Raw genomic sequence first — 19,173 nt, forward strand, 5'->3', positions numbered from 1 at the left:
ACGCCCGTGAGAGAGGAGCCGATGATCGCCGACAGCAGCACTTCCCTCGACCGCGCAGCGGATCTGCGCATCGAGCCAGGGATCCTCGATCGACTCCGCGCAGAGGAGGAGACGAGGGTGATCGCCGTGCGCGACGGTCGGGTGCGCATCTCCGGCGCCGATCTCGATCCGGCCACCCTGCTGCGGGTGCCCGCCTCCGAGATCGTCGACGCGACCTGGGCGCTCCTAGGGCGCGACGGCGACGGAACCGCTGTGCTTCTCGCCGTGCTGCCGCCGGAGGGCGACACCGTCGACACCGCCCCGGATGAGGTCTGGCTGGGTCTCCGCGACCTGGGCGCGCGTCTCGGCTCTGGCGACACAGAGCTGCTCATCGAGGCACTGGCGCTCGGCGGCTGGTTGCGCGACGCGCCGTTCTGCCCGCGCTGCGGTGGAGGCACCGAGGTGCGGCAGGCCGGATGGTCGCGCCGATGCCTCGTCTGCGGCCGCGAGCACTTCCCCCGCACGGACCCCGCGGTGATCGTCGCAGTCGAGAGCTCGGACGGCGAACGACTTCTGCTCGGGGCGAACGCGAACTGGGGCGGACGGATGTACTCCTGCTTCGCCGGGTTCACCGAGGCGGGCGAGTCTCTCGAGTCGACGGTGCATCGGGAGCTCGAGGAGGAATCGGGCGTCCGCCTGGCCTCACTGCGCTACGTCTCGTCTCAGCCATGGCCGTTCCCTCGCTCGCTCATGCTCGGATTCCGTGCGGTGGCTCTGGACGACCACGTGCTGCGTCCGGACGGCGAGGAGATCATCGACGTGCGCTGGTTCTCTCGCGACGAGATCGGGTCCGCTCTCGCAGGCGACGGACCGGTCGGTCTGCCTGGGCCCGCATCGATCGCGCGCGCACTCATCCTCGAGTGGTTCGAGGAGCGCGCGTGAGCGCGCTCGAAGCCCTCGACGATCGACAGCGGGAGGCGGCATCCGTTCTGCGTGGTCCCGTCGCCGTGCTGGCCGGCGCGGGAACGGGCAAGACGCGTGTGATCACCCATCGGATCGCCCACGGTGTCGACACCGGGGCGTACTCGCCGTCTCGGGTCATGGCGGTCACCTTCACCGCGAAGGCCGCGGGAGAGCTCAGAGGACGCCTGCGCGCTCTCGGTGTCGAGGGCGTCGCCGCGCGCACTTTCCATGCCGCCGCGCTCGCCCAGCTCAACTTCTTCTGGCCGACGTTGGCCGGCTCGCCCGCGCCGTCGATCATCGACAACAAGGTGAGACTGCTCGGCCAGGCTGCGGACTCGATGCGTCTGCGCCCGAGCACTGCGACCCTCCGCGACATCGCCTCCGAGATCGAATGGCGCAAGGTGTCGATGCTCTCGGTCGAACAGCACTCGCTGCTCGGTCGCACGGTGAGCGGGATCGACTCCGCGCAGTTCGTCGAGCTGCAGCAGCGCTACGAGGCACTGAAGGACGAGCGGCGCCAACTCGATTTCGAGGACGTGCTGCTCGCATGCGCCGGGATGCTCGAAGCGGAGCCGCGCGTCGCCGCCTCCGTGCACGAGCAGTATCGCCACTTCACGGTCGACGAGTATCAGGACGTCTCTCCGCTCCAGAACCGACTGCTCGAACTCTGGCTGGGCGACCGCAAGGACATCTGCGTCGTCGGCGATGCGAGCCAGACCATCTACTCGTTCGCCGGCGCGGAACAGCGCTTTCTGCTCGAGTTCGAGCGGCGTCATCCGGATGCCACGGTCGTGCGGCTCGAGACGAACTACCGTTCGCAGGCGCCGATCCTCGAAGCGGCCAATGCTCTCATGAAGGGTCGGCCGGGCGCGCTCGAGCTCATCCCGGCGAGAGAGACGTTCAACGCGGAATCACCCACGGTCACGGCCTACGACTCCGAGCGCGACGAGGCCGAGGGGATCGCCGCTGCCGTGGCTGCTCGGATCGAATCCGGGGCGTCGCCTTCGGAGATCGCGGTGCTCTATCGCGCCCATGCCCAGTCGGCGGTGCTGCAGCAGGCGCTCGCCGCAGAGGGGATCCCGACCTCCGTGCTGGGCGGAACGCGGTTCTTCGCCATGCCGGAGGTGCGTCAGGCGATCCTGGCGCTGAGGGCCGCCGCCGTGGCTCCGACGGAGCAGGGGTTCCTCCCCGGTGTTCAGCGAGTCCTCCGCGAGCTGGGGCTCTCCGACGAGCCACCCGCGGCCGGTGGCGCGCAGCGCGACGGGTGGGAGGCTCGGCGCGCGATTCTGCGTCTCGCCGAGGATGCGGGGCCGGACGAGAACCTGCGCACCTTCAGCGATGCGCTCATGGCACGCGCGAAGGACCAGCACGAGCCCACGATGCGCACCGTGACGCTCTCGACACTGCACGCCGCCAAGGGTCTCGAATGGCCGCACGTCCACCTCGCCGGGTGGGCAGAGGGCGCGCTTCCGATCTCGTACGCCTCCGGCTTCGAGGCGATCGACGAAGAACGCCGCCTCGCCTACGTCGGCGTCACGCGGGCCGCGCGTACTCTCTCGCTGTCATGGTCGCGCTCAGCGGGGCGAGGGGAGCGGGCGCCGTCGCGGTTCCTGGCAGAGATGGGAACGACTGCGCGCGGCACCGGCATTCTGCATGAAACGCCACCGAACGCCACTCGCGCCGGCCATCGCCGCTGACGCCCACGAACGAACCCGCTGATGACGTCTCCGCAAGGAGCCGCGCGACGAGCGTCGCCGCGTCCGCGATCCGAGCGACGCTGATCGGACCCGACGCTCGCCCGATGAGCTGCGCGTGCATCCGCGGCCAGGCGTCGTCGCGCTCGCGTTCGTGCTCGTCGCGGCAGGTGAGACAGGGGGTCTCGCCGGGCACCACCAGGGGGCCGACGGTCGTCCGCCCTCGCTCGAGCGCCACGGGGAGATGCGAGGTGTCGTCGCGAAGGTAGCGGGCGAAGTGCAGGGCTGCTGCTGCGCCTTCGACCAGCACGACTCCGATGTCGGCGGGGTTCTCCCGCGCTCCGGCGACGATCCCCTCGTCGAGAAGTGCTTCGCGCATGCGGTAGTCGCAGCGCGCGTCGGCGACGTCGATGCTCTCCACCCATGCGGCTCTCGGCGCCGGGGCGTCGTCGACGAGCAGCGGTTCGAGTCGTGAGAGGAGCATCCGTGCCTCCGCGCGCGGTGCACCTGCGGCGTGCGCGACCACATCGAAGGCCGTGCGCCGGAACCCGGCAGCCATCCGACCGATCAGTCGCTCGACCCACGGCTCGGACGCCGCGATGCGCAGCGTGCCTTCGATGCCGATCTGCAGTGTCTCCCCGTCTCGCCAGAGCAGCGGAACGGCGGGATCCAGGCGGGTGATGGTCTTGGGCGTCAGAGGAGACATCCCTCGATTCTGCGCAAAGCCGAACTTCCGGTGGGGGAGTCTCGGGCATCCGTGGAAAAGTCAGCGCACCCCGCTCCCGCCCCGCTCACACCGGGCGATCGCCTCCCGGGCCGTCACCGCCGTCGGAGTCCTGCTCATCCTCCGAGGCGTCAGATCTCTCCGGCTGCTCGCTCGAGAAGTCGTCGCCGTCCAGCAGACGGGCCAGGGCCTCATCGAACTCATCTGCGACGGGCTGCTCGCCTCGTGCGCTCGCCTGAAGTCGCGCGATGAGCGCGGACGGGTCGTCGATGTCCTCCGAGGTGGGCATGAGGTCGGGGTAGTCCCAGAGCGCGTCGCGTCCTGCGATGCCGACGGCGTCGGTCACCGCCTGCCACATGGCCGAGGCCTCGCGCAGACGACGTGGCCGCAGCTTGAGGCCGACGAGCGCGCCGAGAGCATCCTCGGCCGGACCGCCGACCGCTCGGCGACGGCGGGCCGCCTCGGCGATCCGTGCCCCATCGGGGAGGCGAGACGTGGCCTGAGCCGTCACCACGTCGACCCAGCCGTCGATCGTCGCCACGAGGTTCTCGAGACGCGCGAGGGCCTCGCGCTGCGCCTCCGTCTGCGTGGGCAGCAGAGCACCGCCCTCGATGGCCGCGCGGAGCTCCTCGGGGTTCGAGGGGTCGAGGCGGCTCGCGACGTCTTCGAGTGCATCGACATCGACCGTGACTCCGCGCGCGAAGTCGGTGATCTGGGCCATGACGTGCAGGTGCAACCACTTGGAATGGCGATACAGCCGGGCGTAGGCGAGTTCGCGGGTCGCGAGATAGAGGGTGATCTGGTCTTCGGGGATCTCGAGACCGTCGCCGAACGCCGTCAGGTTCTGCGGGATGACAGCCGCGGTTCCGGCCGGAAGCACGGGAATGCCGACGTCTCCGCCCGACACCACCTCGAGCGCGAGGTTGCCGAGCACCTGCCCGAACTGGGCGGCGAACACCGATCCGCCGAGACCGCGCATGAGCTTGCCGGCGCCTTGCACGACGTCGCGCATCTCCTCGGGCACCTGCGTGTCGAGGGCGCTGGTGAGCGCATCGGCGATGCTCGTCGACACCGGGCCGGCGATCTCCTTCCACACCGGGAGGGTCGCTTCGACCCATTCGCCGCGTGTCATCGCCTTGGGTGACTCGCCGAGCTCGGAGATCGTCGTCGCCTCGCCGAGCCACAGATCGGCGAGTGCGAACGAGTCGACGAGCGAGCTCCGCGAACCGTCGGTGATGCCGAGGCCGTCGCGGTTGGCGATGTGCAGCGCCTGACGCAGCGCGTTCTCCCAGGCGTCGCCGCCGAACGCGCCCTGCAGCTGCGACATGATGGTCTGCATCATCGCCGGGTCGAACTGGATTCCATCCATGCCCGCGAAGGCGTTCTGCAGCGCCTCGGGGTCGATGTCGCCGGCACCCTGGCCGGACATCATTCGTCGGAGGAACTCCTGGAAGTCCTCGGGGGTCGGGTCGTTGTCTGACATGTCGCTCGCCTCTCAGCACGCCTAAAGCCGTGGCATCTACGCTAGTCACAGGATCGGCCGCGAGACCCCGAAGCGGGCAGATCGCTGTACGCCGCCCGCGAACGACGGAGGAACCTGTGGATCGAACCCGGCCTGTGAAGCTCGGACTTGGCGTCTGGGCGCTGGTCGTCGCGTTGATCGCGCTCGTCGTGCTGACCTTCCTCCCGACGCCGTACGTCATCCAGCGTCCCGGCCCGGTCTACGACACCCTCGGCACTGCGGCCGGCGCAGACGGCGAGCAGGTTCCCCTCATCCAGGTCGAAGGCACCGAGACGTTCGAGACCGCCGGATCGCTCGACCTCACGACGGTGCAGGTCGTCGGCAACCGCGAGCGCACGCCGAGCTGGTTCGAACTCGCGCTGGCCTGGATGGACTCCTCCCGAGCGGTGGTCCCGCTCGACTCGGTGTTTCCCGAGGGTGTCACGACAGAGCAGCGGGACGAACGCAACGCGACGCTCATGGTCGACTCGCAGCACGAGGCGACAGCCGCGGCGCTCAACGAGCTCGGCTACGACACCGGAGCCGAGGTCGTCGTGCAGGAGGTCGTCGAGGATGCGCCGGCCGAGGGCGCTCTCGAGGCGGAAGACGTCATCACTGCCGTCGACGGCACCGCTGTGGCCTCGGCCAAGCAGCTGCGTCAGGCGATCCAGGATGCTGCCGGTGCGCCGGTCGAGCTCACCGTGCAGCGCGGCGGCGAAGAGCAGGTCGTCGAGGTGACGCCGGCGAAGCAGACCGACGGCGACGTGACGACGTGGCTGATCGGCGTGACCCTGCGCACGGATTACGACTTCGAGATCGATGTGACGCTCCAGCTCGACAACGTCGGCGGCCCGAGTGCCGGGATGATGTTCGCACTCGGCATCATCGACACCGTCACCGAGGGAGAGCTCAACGGCGGGAAGAACGTCGCGGGCACCGGCACGATCGAAGCCGACGGCACCGTCGGACCGATCGGCGGCATCCGGCAGAAGCTCTACGGCGCTCGTGATGCGGGGGCGGAGTACTTCCTCGCACCGTCGACGAACTGCGACGAGGTCGCCGGCCATATCCCCGACGGCCTGACCGTGATCAGCACGTCGAGCCTGGAGGAATCGCTCGCCGCGCTCGATGTGATCGCCGAGGACGGAGACGTCGGATCACTGCCGTCATGCGACGTCGTGACCTCCCCGTGACAGGGATGACAGCCGCAGCACAGTAAGGCGTGCCTAGGATGGGACGGTGACCTCGACTTCTGCACCGAACCCGGCCACTCCCCGAACCTCGCGACGAATCTTCGGCATCTCGTTGGCGATCATCGCCGCGCTGATCGCCGCGTTCTTCGTCTTCGCGTCGCTCTACACCGAATACCTCTGGTTCGACCAGGTGGGCTTCGAGGGAGTTCTCACCACCCAGTGGATCGCCACGGCGGTGATGTTCGTCGTCGGATTCCTCGGCATGGCAGTGCCCCTGTTCGTGGCCATCCAGCTCGCGTACCGTCTGCGCCCCGTCTACGTGCGGCTCAGCTCGCAGCTGGACAGATACCAGGAGGTCATCGAGCCGCTGCGCCGCCTCGCGATGTGGGGCATGCCGATCTTCTTCGGTCTGTTCGCGGGTTTCTCCGCGGCCAGCCAGTGGAAGACCGTCTGGCTCTGGGTGAACGGCGTCGCCACCGACACCGTCGACCCGCAGTTCGGCGTCGACACCGGCTTCTACATGTTCGCGATGCCCTTCTACTCGATCCTCCTGGCCTTCGTGTCGGCGGTCCTGCTGCTCACCCTCGTCGTGACCGCCCTCGTGTCGTACCTCTACGGTTCCGTCCGGATCGGCCAGGGCGAGCTGCGCATCTCGAAGCCCGCCCGCATCCAGCTCGCGATCATCGCCGGCCTCTACCTGCTCGTGCAGGCGGCGAGCCTGTGGCTCGACCGGTACAAGACCCTCGTCGCCCAGGACGACCGCATCGTCGGTCCTGCGTACACCGGTGTCAACGCGACGATCCCCGGTCTCGCGATCCTCACGATCATCGCGGCGATCGTCGCGATCCTCTTCTTCGTCACGGCGATCATCGGTCGCTGGCGCTTCCCCCTCGCCGCGACGGCACTGCTGATCGTCGCCTCGCTCGTCGTGGGCGTCGGCTTCCCGTGGGCGGTGACCACCTTCCAGGTGGCGCCGAACCAGAACGCGTACCAGGCGGAGTTCTACCAGCGGAACATCGACGGCACGAAGGAGGCGTACGGGGTCGCCGACCTCGAGACGACGCCCTTCGAGGCCGAGACCGACGCCGAGGCCGGCCAGCTACGTGAGGATGCCGAGACGACGGCATCCATCCGCATCGTCGACCCCGCCGTGATCAGCCCGGCCGTGCGCCAGCTCGAGCAGTACCGCGGGTACTACCAGTTCCAGCAGAACCTCGACGTCGACCGCTATGAGATCGACGGCGAGATGCAGGACACCGTGGTGTCCGTCCGTGACCTCGACATGGAAGGCGTCGATGTCAGCAACTGGAACAACCGTGCCGCCGTCTACACGCACGGCTACGGCCTGGTGGTCGCGGCGGGCAACCAGCGCACGTCCGACGGCGAGCCGGTGTTCCTCGAGCGCGGCATCCCGTCCGCGGGCTTCCTCACCGAGCAGGAGAAGTTCGAGCCGCGCGTGTACTTCGGCGAGAACTCGCCCGAGTACTCGATCGTCGGCTCGCCGGACGGCACCGACCCCGTCGAGATCGACTACCCGCGCGGCAAGGACGGCTCGACCGAGACCAAGACCACGTTCGAAGGCGACGGTGGACCGCAGATCGGTAACACCTTCACGAAGCTGCTCTACGCTCTGAAGTTCCAGTCGGAGCAGATCCTGTTCTCCAACCTGGTGAACGAGGACTCCCAGATCCTCTACGACCGCGACCCCAAGACGCGTGTGCAGAAGGTCGCACCGTATCTCGAGCTCGACAGCGACCCGTATCCCAGCGTGGTCGACGGACGCGTGGTCTGGATCGTCGACGGATACACGACGAGCGCGACCTACCCGTATTCGACGAACGTGAGCCTGTCGGAGGCGATCGCCGACTCGAACCTCCCGTCGCCCACGCTCGCGATCGACGACATCAACTACATCCGCAACTCGGTCAAGGCCACGGTCGACGCCTACGACGGCTCGGTGACGCTGTACGCCTGGGACGACGAGGATCCGGTGCTGCAGACGTGGCAGAACATCTACCCGTCGACGCTGAAGCCCGTGAGCGACATGTCGGCTGATCTGATGAGCCACGTGCGCTACCCGACCGACCTCTTCAAGGTCCAGCGCGACATCCTCGGGATCTACCACATCGACACCGCGGGCTCGTTCGCGCAGCAGGACAACCGCTGGCAGACGCCCAACGACCCGCGCAGCGACGCGGTCCTGCAGCCGCCGTACTACCTGACGATGCAGATGCCTGGGCAGGACTCCCCGCGGTTCTCGATGTTCTCGACGTTCATCCCGTCGGCGACGGGAAGCGGTGGCAACCGTGACGTGCTGATGGGCTATCTCGCCGTCGACTCGGACGCAGGATCCGAGGCGGGCGTCAAGGCCGAAGGCTACGGTCAGCTGCGGATGCTCGAGATCGACACCGATACGACGGTGCCCGGCCCCGGCCAGGTGCAGAACACCTACAACTCCGACACCGCCGTGGTGCCGCAGCTCAACCTGCTGCAGCAGGGAGAGTCCGAAGTGCTCTACGGCAACCTGCTGACGCTTCCCGTGGGTGGCGGTCTGCTCTATGTGCAGCCGGTCTATGTGCAGTCCTCCGAGGGCACGAAGCTTCCTCGTCTGCAGAAGGTCCTCGTGGCCTTCGGAGACAAGGTCGCTTTCGAGGACACGCTGACCGCGGCGCTCGACACCCTCTTCGGGGGTGACGCGGGCGCGGCCGGTGGAGACGACCAGGTCGAGCCGACCGAACCCGATCCGGACACCGGTGAGGTCCCGACCGAGCCGACCGTGCCGACCGACGCCGAGGCCGAAGCCCTGGCGGCCGCGCAGCAGGCGCTGCTCGACCGCGAGGCAGCGCTCAAGGAAGGCGACCTGACCAAGTTCGCGGAGGCCGACAAGCGGCTCACGGATGCTGTGAACACGCTGCTCGGATTGGAACAGGGCGCGGGGGAGTAACCCTCTGCAGTGACGGATGCCGCTCCTCTCGAGGGGCGGCATCCGTCGTATCCGGCAGGATCACGAGCGGTATCGGGGACGCCGCCGGCGAAGGTGGCCGGGTGGTTCGCGTCCTAGGCCGGATGACCGCTCCGGTGTCGCTCGGTCGCCGAGCAGCGCGTGGATGCATGCGAAAAACCCCTGATCAGGATTTCTCCCGATCAAGGGCTTTTCTTGTGTCGCATTCTCGTTGCGGGGACAGGATTTGAACCTGCGACCTCCGGGTTATGAGCCCGGCGAGCTACCGAACTGCTCCACCCCGCGGCACGTTTCATAGCCTAACACGTGAATCAGGAGTCCGCGAATCGAGGCGCGACAGGCACGATGGGGGGAGGATGTGAGCATGACCGAGACCGCTTCCGCCGCCGTTCCCGTCGCCGTCTGCCAGTTCGCGCCGACGTCCTCGCGAGAGGGCAATCGCGACCGCATCGCGGAGCTGACGGCGGAAGCCGCGGCGCGCGGTGCGCGGCTGATCGTCTTCCCCGAGTACTCGAGCTACTTCGTGGATCCGATGGATGAGTCCCTCGCGGCGAATGCGGAGAGTCTCGACGGTGAATTCGTGTCGACCCTGACGGCGCTCGCGGCGGACCACGGCGTCGTGATCGTCGCGGGTCTCGTCGAGAGCGCGTCGGACGCCCAGCACGTCCACAACACCGTGGTCGCCGTGCGCGGCGACGGGATCCTCGCGAGCTACCGAAAGCAGCACCTGTACGACGCGTTCGGCCAGACCGAGTCGGACTGGATCGAAGCAGGCGATCTGGGGGCCGCCACCTTCGAGCTCGCCGGCATCCGCTTCGGGCTCATGACCTGCTACGACCTGCGCTTCCCCGAGGTGTCGCGCACCCTGATCGACGCCGGCGCCGACGCCCTGGTGGTGCCGGCCGAATGGGTGCGCGGTCCGCTCAAGGAGCATCACTGGACGACGCTCCTGGCGGCGCGAGCGATCGAGAACACCGCGTATGTGATCGCCGCCGACCATCCGACCCCGATCGGCGTCGGTCACTCGCAGATCGTCGATCCGCAGGGGGTCGTGCTCGCCGGAGTGGGAACGACTGAGGGCATCGCGGTCGCGGCCGTCGAGCGGGAGACCGTCGAGCGCGTGCGCGCTGTGAATCCCTCGCTGCGGGTGCGCCGATACGCCGTCGGACCGCGCTGACTCGGCCGAGAGGTCAGAAGCTCGACACGAGCCTCGTCGCCGCCTCCTGGAGGATCTCCACGCGTTTGCACGCCGCGAAGCGCACCAGTCCGGCGTAGTCCTCCCGGTGTGCCTCCGACACGAAGGCAGTCAGCGGGATCGCCACCACTCCCGCGCGCTCGGGGAGCGCGCGGCAGAATTCGGCCGCATCCGCTCCACCGAGCGCTGACGCGTCGGCGACGGTGAAGTAGCCGCCCTGCGGCGCGAACACGGTGAACCCCGCATCACGAAGTCCCTCGCCGAGGATCTCGTGCTTGTGCGCCAGCGTCGCCGCGGCACCCGCGAAGAAGTCGTCTCCGAGCCGCAGGCCCACCGCGATGGCCGGCTGGAAGGGCGAGCCGTTCACATACGTCAGGTACTGCTTGACCGTCAGCACCGCGGTGATGAGCTCCGCGGGGCCGTGCACCCATCCGATCTTCCAGCCGGTGGCCGAGAACGTCTTGCCCGCAGACGAGATCGTGAGCGTGCGCTCTGCGGCGCCGGGGAGTGTCGCGATCGGGGTGTGCGGACCTGTGAACGCAAGATGCTCGTAGACCTCGTCCGTGACGATGATCGCGTCGTGCAGCTCCGCGAGACGGACGACCTCCGCGAGCACCTCGCGATCCAAGACGGCACCGGTGGGATTATGGGGATCGTTGATCAGGATGATGCGCGTGCGGTCGGAGACCGTGGCCGCCAGGCGCTCGAGATCCGGCTGGAAGTAGGGGGCTCTCAACGGCACCGTGCGCAGTCGGGCACCTGCGAGAGCGACCGCGGCCGCATAGGAGTCGTAGTACGGCTCGAAGACGACGACCTCGTCGTCCGCACTGTCGATGAGGGCGAGCAGAGTCGCGGTCAGCGCCTCTGTCGCGCCGGCCGTCACGATCACCTCGCGCGAGGGATCCACGTCCAGTCCGTAGAAGCGACGCTGGTGCTCGCTGATCGCTTCGAGCAGATCGGGGGTCCCTCTGCCGGGCGGGTACTGATTCATCCCGCGGGAGATCGCCTCCCTGGCAGCCGCGAGCACCTCCGCGGGGCCGTCCTCGTCAGGAAACCCCTGCCCGAGATTGATCGCACCGGTTCGAGCCGCAGCAGCGGACATCTCTGCGAAGATGGTGGGCGCGACGCTTCCGTCTGGTGCGAGCAGACCGGCTCCCGCTGCCGTGCGCCGCCATGCTCCGGGGATGACACTCATGAAGAACAGGCTAAGGCCATAGGTGAAACTCATCTTCGCCATACGAAACGCACAGATACAGGCGTCACTCTAAGAGGGCGTTGTTGAAGGAGCACACACCATGAACGAAGACAGCACCCAGGACCACTCGGCACCTGCGTCGAATGACGCAGCGCCGTCCACCGAGGCAGCAGAGGTCGTCGACCGTTCGACGACGGATGCCGCCGCTGAGACCCTAGGCACCGTCGCCGCTCCGGGGCCGTACCAGGGACACCACGTCCCCCCGACGTTCACGTCGTCGCAGGCACCGGCATTCGAGGCTCCGAGCGCCCCGGTCGCGCCCGTGGCCCAGACGGTGCCCCAGCCCTACTTCGGAGCTCCCGGACATCAGGCAGGGCCCCTGGCCGGACAGCACCAGCCAGGACCCCAGGCCGGACAGCACCAGGCACCCGTCGGCGGCCCGACCGCGACGTCGCCCGGTGCAGCATTCGGTCTCCACACCGCAGCCGAGCCCGGCCAGCCGGTCGATGGCTCCACGAAGGTCAAGGAGACGAAGCCCCGCGCAGGAGTGAAGTTCGCCGCGATCGTGCTCGCCGCCGCCCTCGTCGGCGGCGTCGCAGGGTTCGGCGGCGGAGCGATCCTCAACGGGATCTCGGATCAGGGGTCGACGGGCGTCGCCCAGGGCCCCGAGACCATCACCGTCAACAACCCCGGGTCGGTCAACGAGACCACCGCCGTCGCGACCGAGGCACTCCCGTCGGTCGTCACGATCGAGGTGGCGGGGTCCGACCAGGGTGGCAGCGGGTCGGGCGTCATCATCAGCGACGACGGCTACGTGCTCACGAACACCCACGTGGTGACCCTCGGCGGGGCCGTGGCCGATCCGACGATCCGGGTCACCACCTCTGACGGCCGCATCTTCTCGGCGACCGTCGTCGGGACCGACCCGATCTACGACCTCGCCGTGATCAAGCTCGAGGATGCGACGGATCTCACTCCGATCGACTTCGCCGACTCGTCGAAGCTCAACGTCGGTGACACCGCGGTGGCACTGGGAGCGCCGCTCGGTCTGTCGAACTCGGTCACGACCGGCATCGTCAGCGCCCTGAACCGCAGCATCCAGATCGCGTCGTCCGCTCTCCCCGATTCGTCGTCGGAGGATGCTCCGCAGAACGAGCAGGAGACCCCCGAAGAGGGCGAAGGCCCCTTCCAGTTCGATCTGCCTGGCAACACCTCGCAGCAGAGCTCGGAATCGATCTCGATCGCCGTGATCCAGACCGATGCGGCGATCAACCACGGGAACTCCGGCGGTGCGCTCGTGAACGCCAAGGGCGAGCTGATCGGCATCAACGTCGCGATCGCGAGTTCCGGGAGCTCGGAGGAGTCGGGTTCGATCGGAATCGGGTTCGCGATTCCCGCCAACATCGCCCAGCGCGTGTCGGAGGAGATCATCGCCGATGGTGCGGCCAGCCACGGCCTGCTCGGAGCGTCCGTCAGAGACGCCGCCAGCGTCGAGAACGCCGACGTCTCGGGGGCGTACATCGCCGAGGTCACCGGGGGCGGCGCTGCCGCGGTCGGCGGGCTGAAGGCCGACGATGTCGTGACCGCCTTCAACGGAGTGCCCATCACGAGCGCCAGCGACCTCACGGCGCAGGTGCGCGCGGCCGCCGCGGGCAGCGACGCGAAGGTCACCTACATCCGTGGAGGCAAGGAATACGAGATCGAGGTCACCCTGGGCGAGCTCGCCGGCTGACTCGGGCGATCCCGCTCACGGAGAAGGGCGTCACCCCGCGATAGGCTCGCGGGGTGGCGTCCTTCTCTTTCGGCTCCGGCAATGCGGCCAAGCTGCTTCGGATACCGTGCTACCTCGCAGGTCGCGCCGGCACGCTCGTCATCCCTCGTGGCACGCGCTGGGTGTTCGGGTGCGGGGCCGGCGTCGGAGACGGGGCTCTCGCCCTGCAGCGCCTCGTCGCCGCAGAAGGGCACGACACCGTGTGGCTGACGTCCTCCGAGCGGGAGGAGAACGACGCCGCGGCGCTCGGCATCCGCACGACGCGCAAAAGCAGCTTGCGAGGCTGGTGGGCCACGGCGCGCGCCGGCGTCGTCGTGGTGACGCATGGACTCGGCGACGTGAACCGCTATGCGGTGTCCGGTGCCTTCGTCGTGCAGCTGTGGCACGGCATCCCGCTCAAGCGCATCGGACTGGACTCGCCCGCGACCACCCAGGTCCCGGACATCCCCGGGGCTCCGGTCCTGCGCCGCCTCATCGGCATCCTCTACCGGCGTGCGGCTCAGCGCATCCGAGTGCTGCCGGCAGCGTCGCACCGTTCGAGGGGGCGTCTCGAGTCGGCCTTCGCGCTCGGTGACGGCCGAGTCGTCGTCACCGGCGAGCCGCGTGTCGACGTGCTGTCGTCAGGTGACCCGATCGAGCGTCGGGCGAGGGCATCCGACGTTCTGGACCGTGCGCTCGGCGGACTGCCGACCGGTTCTCGTATCATCCTCTATGCGCCGACATGGCGTGACGGAGCTGACGACCCGGCGGTTCCGACGGCTGCCCAGTGGGTGCAGATCATCCGGGTGCTCGAAGAGAGTGACGCTGTGCTGCTCGTTCGCTCCCACCCGCTCGGCGAGGGCGGGTACGCGCCGCCGCTGCCCAGCCGACGGGTCAGGATGCTCGGATCCGGAGTGCTCTCCGATATCACGCCCGTGCTGCCGGCGGTCGACGTCCTGGTCACCGACTACTCGTCGCTCGCCTATGACGTGGGCCTTCTGCGGATGCCGGTGCTCTTCCTCGCCCCTGACGCCGAGGACTATGCCCGCACGAGAGGCTTCTACGGCCGATTCCAGGACGTCGCGGGCGAGGACGCCCCGACGAGCTGGGACGCGCTTCTGCCGCGGCTGTCGGCGCTGCTGGACGATGACGACGTCTTCGCCGCGCAGTCCGAGCGTTCCGGTACGCTCAGCGCGGAGATGCACGCCTTCCGCGACGGAGGCAACACCCGGCGCGTCTACGAGAAAATCCGTGCGCGGGGGATCCCCGCGCCGAAGGGAGCAGCATGACCACGGCCAGGATCGATGAGGCGGCAGAGACGCTGGTCATCGCAGGCGCCGGTCAGCGCCCGACCACGGCGGAGCTGATCGGGCCGCGGGCCCGTGTCGACGCTCGGGTCACCGGCGGAGGAAAGACCTGGAAGGCGACGTTCCCGCTGCGCGCGTCGCGGTGGGGCGGCGCGGAGCTGCCGCTTCCCACGGGGAACTACGAGCTGCGCATCGCGGGTGCCGAGTTCGGTGATCTCCTCATCGCCCCGGAGGTGCTGGCGGGTGTGCGGATCGCCGTCGACGGTGCGACAGTGCGGATCGCTGCACCGATCGACCCTGCGTATGAGACGAGTGAGGGGCAGGCGACCCTCGAGGGGCGCTATGTCGCGCATCCCGGAGCCACCGAGAACGCGGTCTTCTTCGAGAGCTTCTACGGCCGCACCGTCGGCTGCAACCCTCAGGCGATCGACCGCGCCCTCTTCGCGCAGGCACCGGATGTCGTGCGCTATTGGAGTGTCGTCGACCTGTCCGTGGCGGTTCCGGACGGGGCGATCGCGGTCGTCGAGGGCAGCCCCGAGTGGTGGCGGGCCCGTGCAGCGTCGCGGCTGCTGGTCGTCAACGATTGGCTGCGTCGCAGGTTCGTCCGCAAGCCGGGGCAGAAGGTGCTCCAGACCTGGCACGGCACTCCGCTGAAGCGGCTCGCGCTGCACCGACCAGGATTCGACCCTCGCCGCATGGCGGCCGTCGTCAAGGAGTCGCGCCGGTGGGACGTGCTTCTGGCGCAGAACACCTACTCCGAGCGCATTCTGCGCAAGGCATACGCGTTCTTCGGACGACCGATCTGGGTCGAGGGGTATCCGCGGAACGACGCACTCGTCACCGGTGACGCCGCCGGCATCCGCGGCGACCTCGGCATCGCCGACGGCGAGCGGGTGCTTCTGTACGCCCCCACGTGGCGCGATGATCTGACCGAGATGGTCGATTTCATCGACCCGGAGGAGCTCGCCAGGCAGACGGACTCCGTCGTGCTCGTGCGTGGTCACTCGCGCACGATCGACACCGGGCGGGATCGAGCCGGTGCCCGTGTCATCGATGTCACGGGGTATCCCGAGACCTCGAAGCTCCTGCTCGCGGCCGACGTCCTGATCACCGACTACTCGTCGGTGATGTTCGATTTCAGCGTCACGGGGAAGCCGATGTTCTTCCTCGTGCCGGACCTCGATCACTACCGAGGAGAGCTCCGAGGGTTCTACTTCGATCTCGCAACGCGCGCGCCGGGGCCGCTCGTGCACTCCCAGGACGAACTCGTCACCGCGCTCGCCGACAGCGCGCATGAGAGCGTCTACGCCGAGCGCTACGCCGCCTGGCGGGCGCAGTTCAACTCGCGGGACGACGGGCACTCGGCGGAGCGGGTCGTCGCGCGCATCCTCGATCAGGGGTACGTCACCAGGTGAATCGCCCCGCGGCGTCGGCGGTGCGCTAGGGGAGTGGCGTATTGCGGGTGCCGAGACGCGATGCGTCGACGGTGTCGCGAGCACCGCGCAGCACGCCGCCGAGGAACCCGAGGCCCCACGAGAGGTGCATGGTCGGGAGCACGAGCAGCGTCCAGAGCCTCTGCCGTGGGCCGCCCCCGCCGGGCAGGCAGGCGACGACGATCACCAGAATGAGGTAGGCCACCAGCGGCAGATAGACGACGGCCGAGACGATCAGCGAGAGCACTCCGGTGAGGACGCCGGTGAGCTGAAGGATCCCGGTGACGACGGCGACGGCGACGAGGACCACCAGCGCAGGGGGAGCGAAGAAGCGGATGCCGTTGCGACGCCCGTATCGGCGCACGAGCTCGCCGCGCCATGCTCCGGTCGCCCGGAACTGACGCGCGAGGCGCAGCCAGCTCTCGCGTGGCCAGTAGGTCACGGAGAGGTTCGGGTCGAACCAGACGAGGTGACCTGCCTGGCGGATCCGGAGATTGAGCTCCCAGTCCTCGCCGCGGCGGATCGACTCGTCGAAGAGCCCCACTTCTTCGAGCACCGTCCGGCGCATGACGCCGAGGTACGCGGATTCGGCTTCACCCTCGTGAGTGCCACCGTGATACGCGCCGCCACCGAGACCGACCGGCGAGTTGTAGAGGCGCGCCACCGACGTCTGGAACGGTGTGCGGCCGTCAGCGCGCATCACGCCGCCGACGTTGGCAGCGCCCGTGCGCTCGAGGGTCTGGAGCGCGAGCGCCGCGTACCCGGGAGCGAGCTCGGAATGCGCGTCGACGCGGACGATCGTCGCGAAGCGGCTGGCCCGGATCGCCGCGTTCAATCCGACCGGGATGTGCGCGGCGGGGTTGTCGACGAGCCGGATCCGGTCGTCTTCCGCTGCGAGACGCTGAGCGAGTTCCGTCGTGCCATCGGTGGACGGTCCGAGCGCGAGCACGAGCTCGGCCGGAACGCTCAGCTCCTGCGCCAGCACGGAGGCGATCGCGTGCTGCAGGTAGGCGCGTTCGTTGAGCACGGGCATGACGAACGACACTCCGTTCTCGGGGGTGGCGATGTCGTTGTCAGGCACATGACGATCATGGCATGCGCTGCTCGGACGTTCGCTGATTCGAGACAGCGAGGGTCTCGGGGAAGCCGTCGGCTCGACCCCTGGTACTCGGTATCCTGGAGGGATGGGTGCAGTGTCCGACGTGAAGAAGGCCTACCGTCTGCTGAAGCGGGCGCTCGCCTCGCGCAAGGCTGTACAGCGAGTGCGACGGCGCCTCGCCGAACGCGAACCGCACCAGCCGGAGCACTACCAGGTGGCGGTGTACTTCGCCGACGGCGACGTGAACATGTACCAGATGCGGCAGTGGTACCGCCCGCTCGCCGAGCTGTCGAAGCGGTGGCCGGTCGTCGTGCTGTCCCGTTCGGCGACGGGTGCCGACAAGCTGCTCGACGAGGACGGCCCCCCGGTCGCCTTCGTCCCCACGATCCGTGACCTCGAGAGGTTCATCTCATCGCAGGACATCCGTGTCGTCCTGTACGTGAACCAGAACACCCGCAACTTCCAGATGTTCCGCTACGGCAGGCGCTGGCACGTGTTCATCAACCACGGCGAGTCCGACAAGATGTACATGACCACGAATCAGTACAAGGCGTATGACTATGCGCTTGTCGCCGGGCAGGCCGCACGCGACCGTCTGTCGCGGACGCTCTGGGACTGGGACATCGATCGGCGCACGATCGAGATCGGCCGCCCGCAGGCGGACCACTACTCGGGGACGCTCCCGTACGTGCCCGACGAGCGCACGGTCGTGCTCTATGCCCCGACGTGGGAAGGCGACCGCCCGAGCGCGCACTACGGGTCGATCGCCACGCATGGCGAGACCCTGGTCACCACGCTGCTCGCGTCCCGCGGTCACCGCGTGATCTACCGGCCGCACCCCCGAAGCGGGGTCATCGACGACGAGTACGGCGCAGCGCACCGTCGCATCATCGCGGCCATCGCCGCGGCGAACGCCGCCGACCCCACGGCCCAGCACGTGTACGACAACGGGGCGGAGCTCGGATGGCAGCTGGCTGCCGCCGATGTCGCAGTCGTCGACATCTCGGCGATGGTCTACGACCGCCTGGCCGTGGGCAAGCCGCTGATGATCACGCGACCGGCAGACGAGCGTGCGTCGATCGACACCAACGGCTATCTGTCGGACTGCGAGTGGCTCAGCGCAGACGCTGCGGGGGACATCGTCGCCGAGGTCGAACGCGTCCGTGCCGACGAGGTGGCCATCGCCAGGCTGCGCATGTGGGTGCAGCACTACTTCGGCGACACGACGCCGGGTGCCGCGACCGAGAAGTTCCACGCCGCGATCGAGCGCCTCATGAAGGAGTGGGATCAGTGGCAGGCGCACGAGGTCGGGGCGGTGCGCGGCGACGAGGACGACGACGACGAAGAGGCCGACGAAGAGGAGGTCTGACGATGGACCTTCCGCTCACCGCTGCAGTCGCGTCGCATCTCGAGGTGCTGACCGACGCGGGCTCGACCAATGAGATCCTGAGCGAACGCGCGCGCGAGTCGTTCTCGAGGCCGCACCTGTCGGTGCTCCTCACCGACAACCAGACGGCGGGTCGCGGTCGACTCGGCCGCTCCTGGACGGCCGCGCCGGGCGCGTCGCTCGCCGTCTCCGTTCTGCTGCGGAGGTTGCCGTCGGCCGATACGCGCGGCTGGATCCCGCTCGCGGCCGGGGTGGCGATGGCGGATGCGATCGCCGAGCAGCTTCCCGACCACGCGGTGGCAGTCAAGTGGCCGAACGATGTGCTGGTCGACGGTCGCAAGATCTGCGGGATCCTGGCGCAGGCGACACAGGATTCCGTGGTCGTGGGAACGGGTGTGAACACGGCGATGACAGCGTCTCAGCTGCCGGTGCCGACGGCGACCTCCTTCGCCGTGATCGGCGTCGAGGTCGACGCCGATCGGCTGCTCGCCACCTATCTGCGAGCGCTCGACCAGCTGGTCGCCGACCTCGCCGCAGCGGGCGATGCCGTCGCGAGCGGCCTTCATGCCGCGGCGAGCGAGCGCTGCGCGACGATCGGTCTCGACGTGAAGGTCTTGCTCCCCGGCGACTCCGTGCTCGTCGGAACCGCCACAGGACTGGATGCCGAGGGTCGACTGCTGGTGCTGGCGGAGGGCGCTGAGCGGCCGATCTCCGCGGGCGATGTGGTGCACGTCCGGCCGGCGTGAGCCTGACACGCCCGGCGTGCGAGCGGCGATGTCGGCGGTTACGGG

General features: G+C 68.6%; 13 protein-coding genes and 1 tRNA gene. 10 read left to right on the forward strand and 4 right to left on the reverse strand.

Features of this window, described 5'->3' with window-relative positions; translation table 11 throughout:
* The first annotated feature begins 21 nt into the window (after nucleotides 1-21).
* Nucleotides 22-921, forward strand: coding sequence for an NAD(+) diphosphatase (nudC, locus tag ASF87_RS12230; protein WP_056376192.1), 900 nt, complete (start codon nucleotides 22-24; stop codon nucleotides 919-921).
* Nucleotides 918-2,639 (forward strand): ATP-dependent helicase, encoded by a 1,722-nt coding sequence (locus ASF87_RS12235; RefSeq protein WP_056376193.1) that lies wholly within the window; start codon nucleotides 918-920, stop codon nucleotides 2,637-2,639. The genes nudC and ASF87_RS12235 overlap by 4 nt, the downstream gene beginning before the upstream one ends.
* Nucleotides 2,640-3,427: 788 nt before the next feature.
* Here the strand turns inward: ASF87_RS12235 and ASF87_RS12245 are convergent.
* Nucleotides 3,428-4,843 carry a zinc-dependent metalloprotease gene (locus tag ASF87_RS12245; protein ID WP_056376195.1) on the reverse strand — a complete coding sequence of 472 codons (1,416 nt, stop codon included), beginning with the start codon at nucleotides 4,841-4,843 and terminating at the stop codon, nucleotides 3,428-3,430.
* A gap of 116 nt (nucleotides 4,844-4,959) precedes the next feature.
* Here ASF87_RS12245 and ASF87_RS12250 point away from each other — a divergent pair, with 116 nt between their 5' ends.
* The gene (locus ASF87_RS12250; RefSeq protein WP_157550063.1) at nucleotides 4,960-6,054 is read left to right on the forward strand and encodes a YlbL family protein; all 1,095 of its coding nucleotides are present in this window, start codon (nucleotides 4,960-4,962) and stop codon (nucleotides 6,052-6,054) included.
* 46 nt (nucleotides 6,055-6,100) lie between these two features.
* Entirely contained in the window at nucleotides 6,101-8,998 is a 2,898-nt protein-coding gene (locus tag ASF87_RS12255; protein ID WP_056376196.1) for a UPF0182 family membrane protein, read from the forward strand.
* Nucleotides 8,999-9,227: 229 nt separating this feature from the next.
* Here the strand turns inward: ASF87_RS12255 and ASF87_RS12260 are convergent.
* Nucleotides 9,228-9,301: transfer RNA gene (locus ASF87_RS12260), tRNA-Met, on the reverse strand.
* Nucleotides 9,302-9,380: 79 nt separating this feature from the next.
* On the opposite strand from ASF87_RS12260, the gene ASF87_RS12265 reads away from it, so the two are divergent.
* Nucleotides 9,381-10,193: a carbon-nitrogen hydrolase family protein gene (locus ASF87_RS12265; protein ID WP_056376197.1), complete on the forward strand. Its 813-nt coding sequence runs from the start codon at nucleotides 9,381-9,383 to the stop codon at nucleotides 10,191-10,193.
* 13 nt (nucleotides 10,194-10,206) lie between these two features.
* On the opposite strand, the gene ASF87_RS12270 is transcribed toward ASF87_RS12265, so the two are convergent.
* Nucleotides 10,207-11,406, reverse strand: coding sequence for an aminotransferase class I/II-fold pyridoxal phosphate-dependent enzyme (locus ASF87_RS12270; protein ID WP_056376198.1), 1,200 nt, complete (start codon nucleotides 11,404-11,406; stop codon nucleotides 10,207-10,209).
* A 100-nt stretch (nucleotides 11,407-11,506) separates the two neighbouring features.
* On the opposite strand from ASF87_RS12270, the gene ASF87_RS12275 reads away from it, so the two are divergent.
* From ASF87_RS12275 to ASF87_RS12285, 3 genes are read left to right on the forward strand one after another with little or no spacing between them, the layout of a single operon-like run.
* Complete coding sequence (locus ASF87_RS12275) at nucleotides 11,507-13,138, forward strand: S1C family serine protease (protein ID WP_056376199.1); 1,632 nt, start codon at nucleotides 11,507-11,509, stop codon at nucleotides 13,136-13,138.
* Between the two features lie 53 nt (nucleotides 13,139-13,191).
* Nucleotides 13,192-14,445, forward strand: a complete 1,254-nt coding sequence (locus ASF87_RS12280; protein WP_056376200.1) for a CDP-glycerol glycerophosphotransferase family protein — start codon at nucleotides 13,192-13,194, stop codon at nucleotides 14,443-14,445.
* Complete coding sequence (locus tag ASF87_RS12285) at nucleotides 14,442-15,878, forward strand: CDP-glycerol glycerophosphotransferase family protein (protein WP_056376201.1); 1,437 nt, start codon at nucleotides 14,442-14,444, stop codon at nucleotides 15,876-15,878. Before ASF87_RS12280 ends, ASF87_RS12285 begins: the two co-directional genes overlap by 4 nt.
* A 25-nt stretch (nucleotides 15,879-15,903) precedes the next feature.
* On the opposite strand, the gene ASF87_RS12290 is transcribed toward ASF87_RS12285, so the two are convergent.
* Entirely contained in the window at nucleotides 15,904-16,929 is a 1,026-nt protein-coding gene (locus ASF87_RS12290; RefSeq protein WP_056376499.1) for a glycosyltransferase, read from the reverse strand.
* A gap of 151 nt (nucleotides 16,930-17,080) precedes the next feature.
* On the opposite strand from ASF87_RS12290, the gene ASF87_RS12295 reads away from it, so the two are divergent.
* Both ASF87_RS12295 and ASF87_RS12300 read left to right on the forward strand, forming a co-directional pair.
* Nucleotides 17,081-18,364 (forward strand): CDP-glycerol glycerophosphotransferase family protein, encoded by a 1,284-nt coding sequence (locus ASF87_RS12295; RefSeq protein WP_042541970.1) that lies wholly within the window; start codon nucleotides 17,081-17,083, stop codon nucleotides 18,362-18,364.
* A gap of 2 nt (nucleotides 18,365-18,366) precedes the next feature.
* The gene (locus tag ASF87_RS12300; RefSeq protein WP_056376202.1) at nucleotides 18,367-19,128 is read left to right on the forward strand and encodes a biotin--[acetyl-CoA-carboxylase] ligase; all 762 of its coding nucleotides are present in this window, start codon (nucleotides 18,367-18,369) and stop codon (nucleotides 19,126-19,128) included.
* Nucleotides 19,129-19,173: the final 45 nt, after the last annotated feature.

The organism is Microbacterium sp. Leaf161 (assembly GCF_001423645.1).
GTDB lineage: Bacteria > Actinomycetota > Actinomycetes > Actinomycetales > Microbacteriaceae > Microbacterium > Microbacterium forte.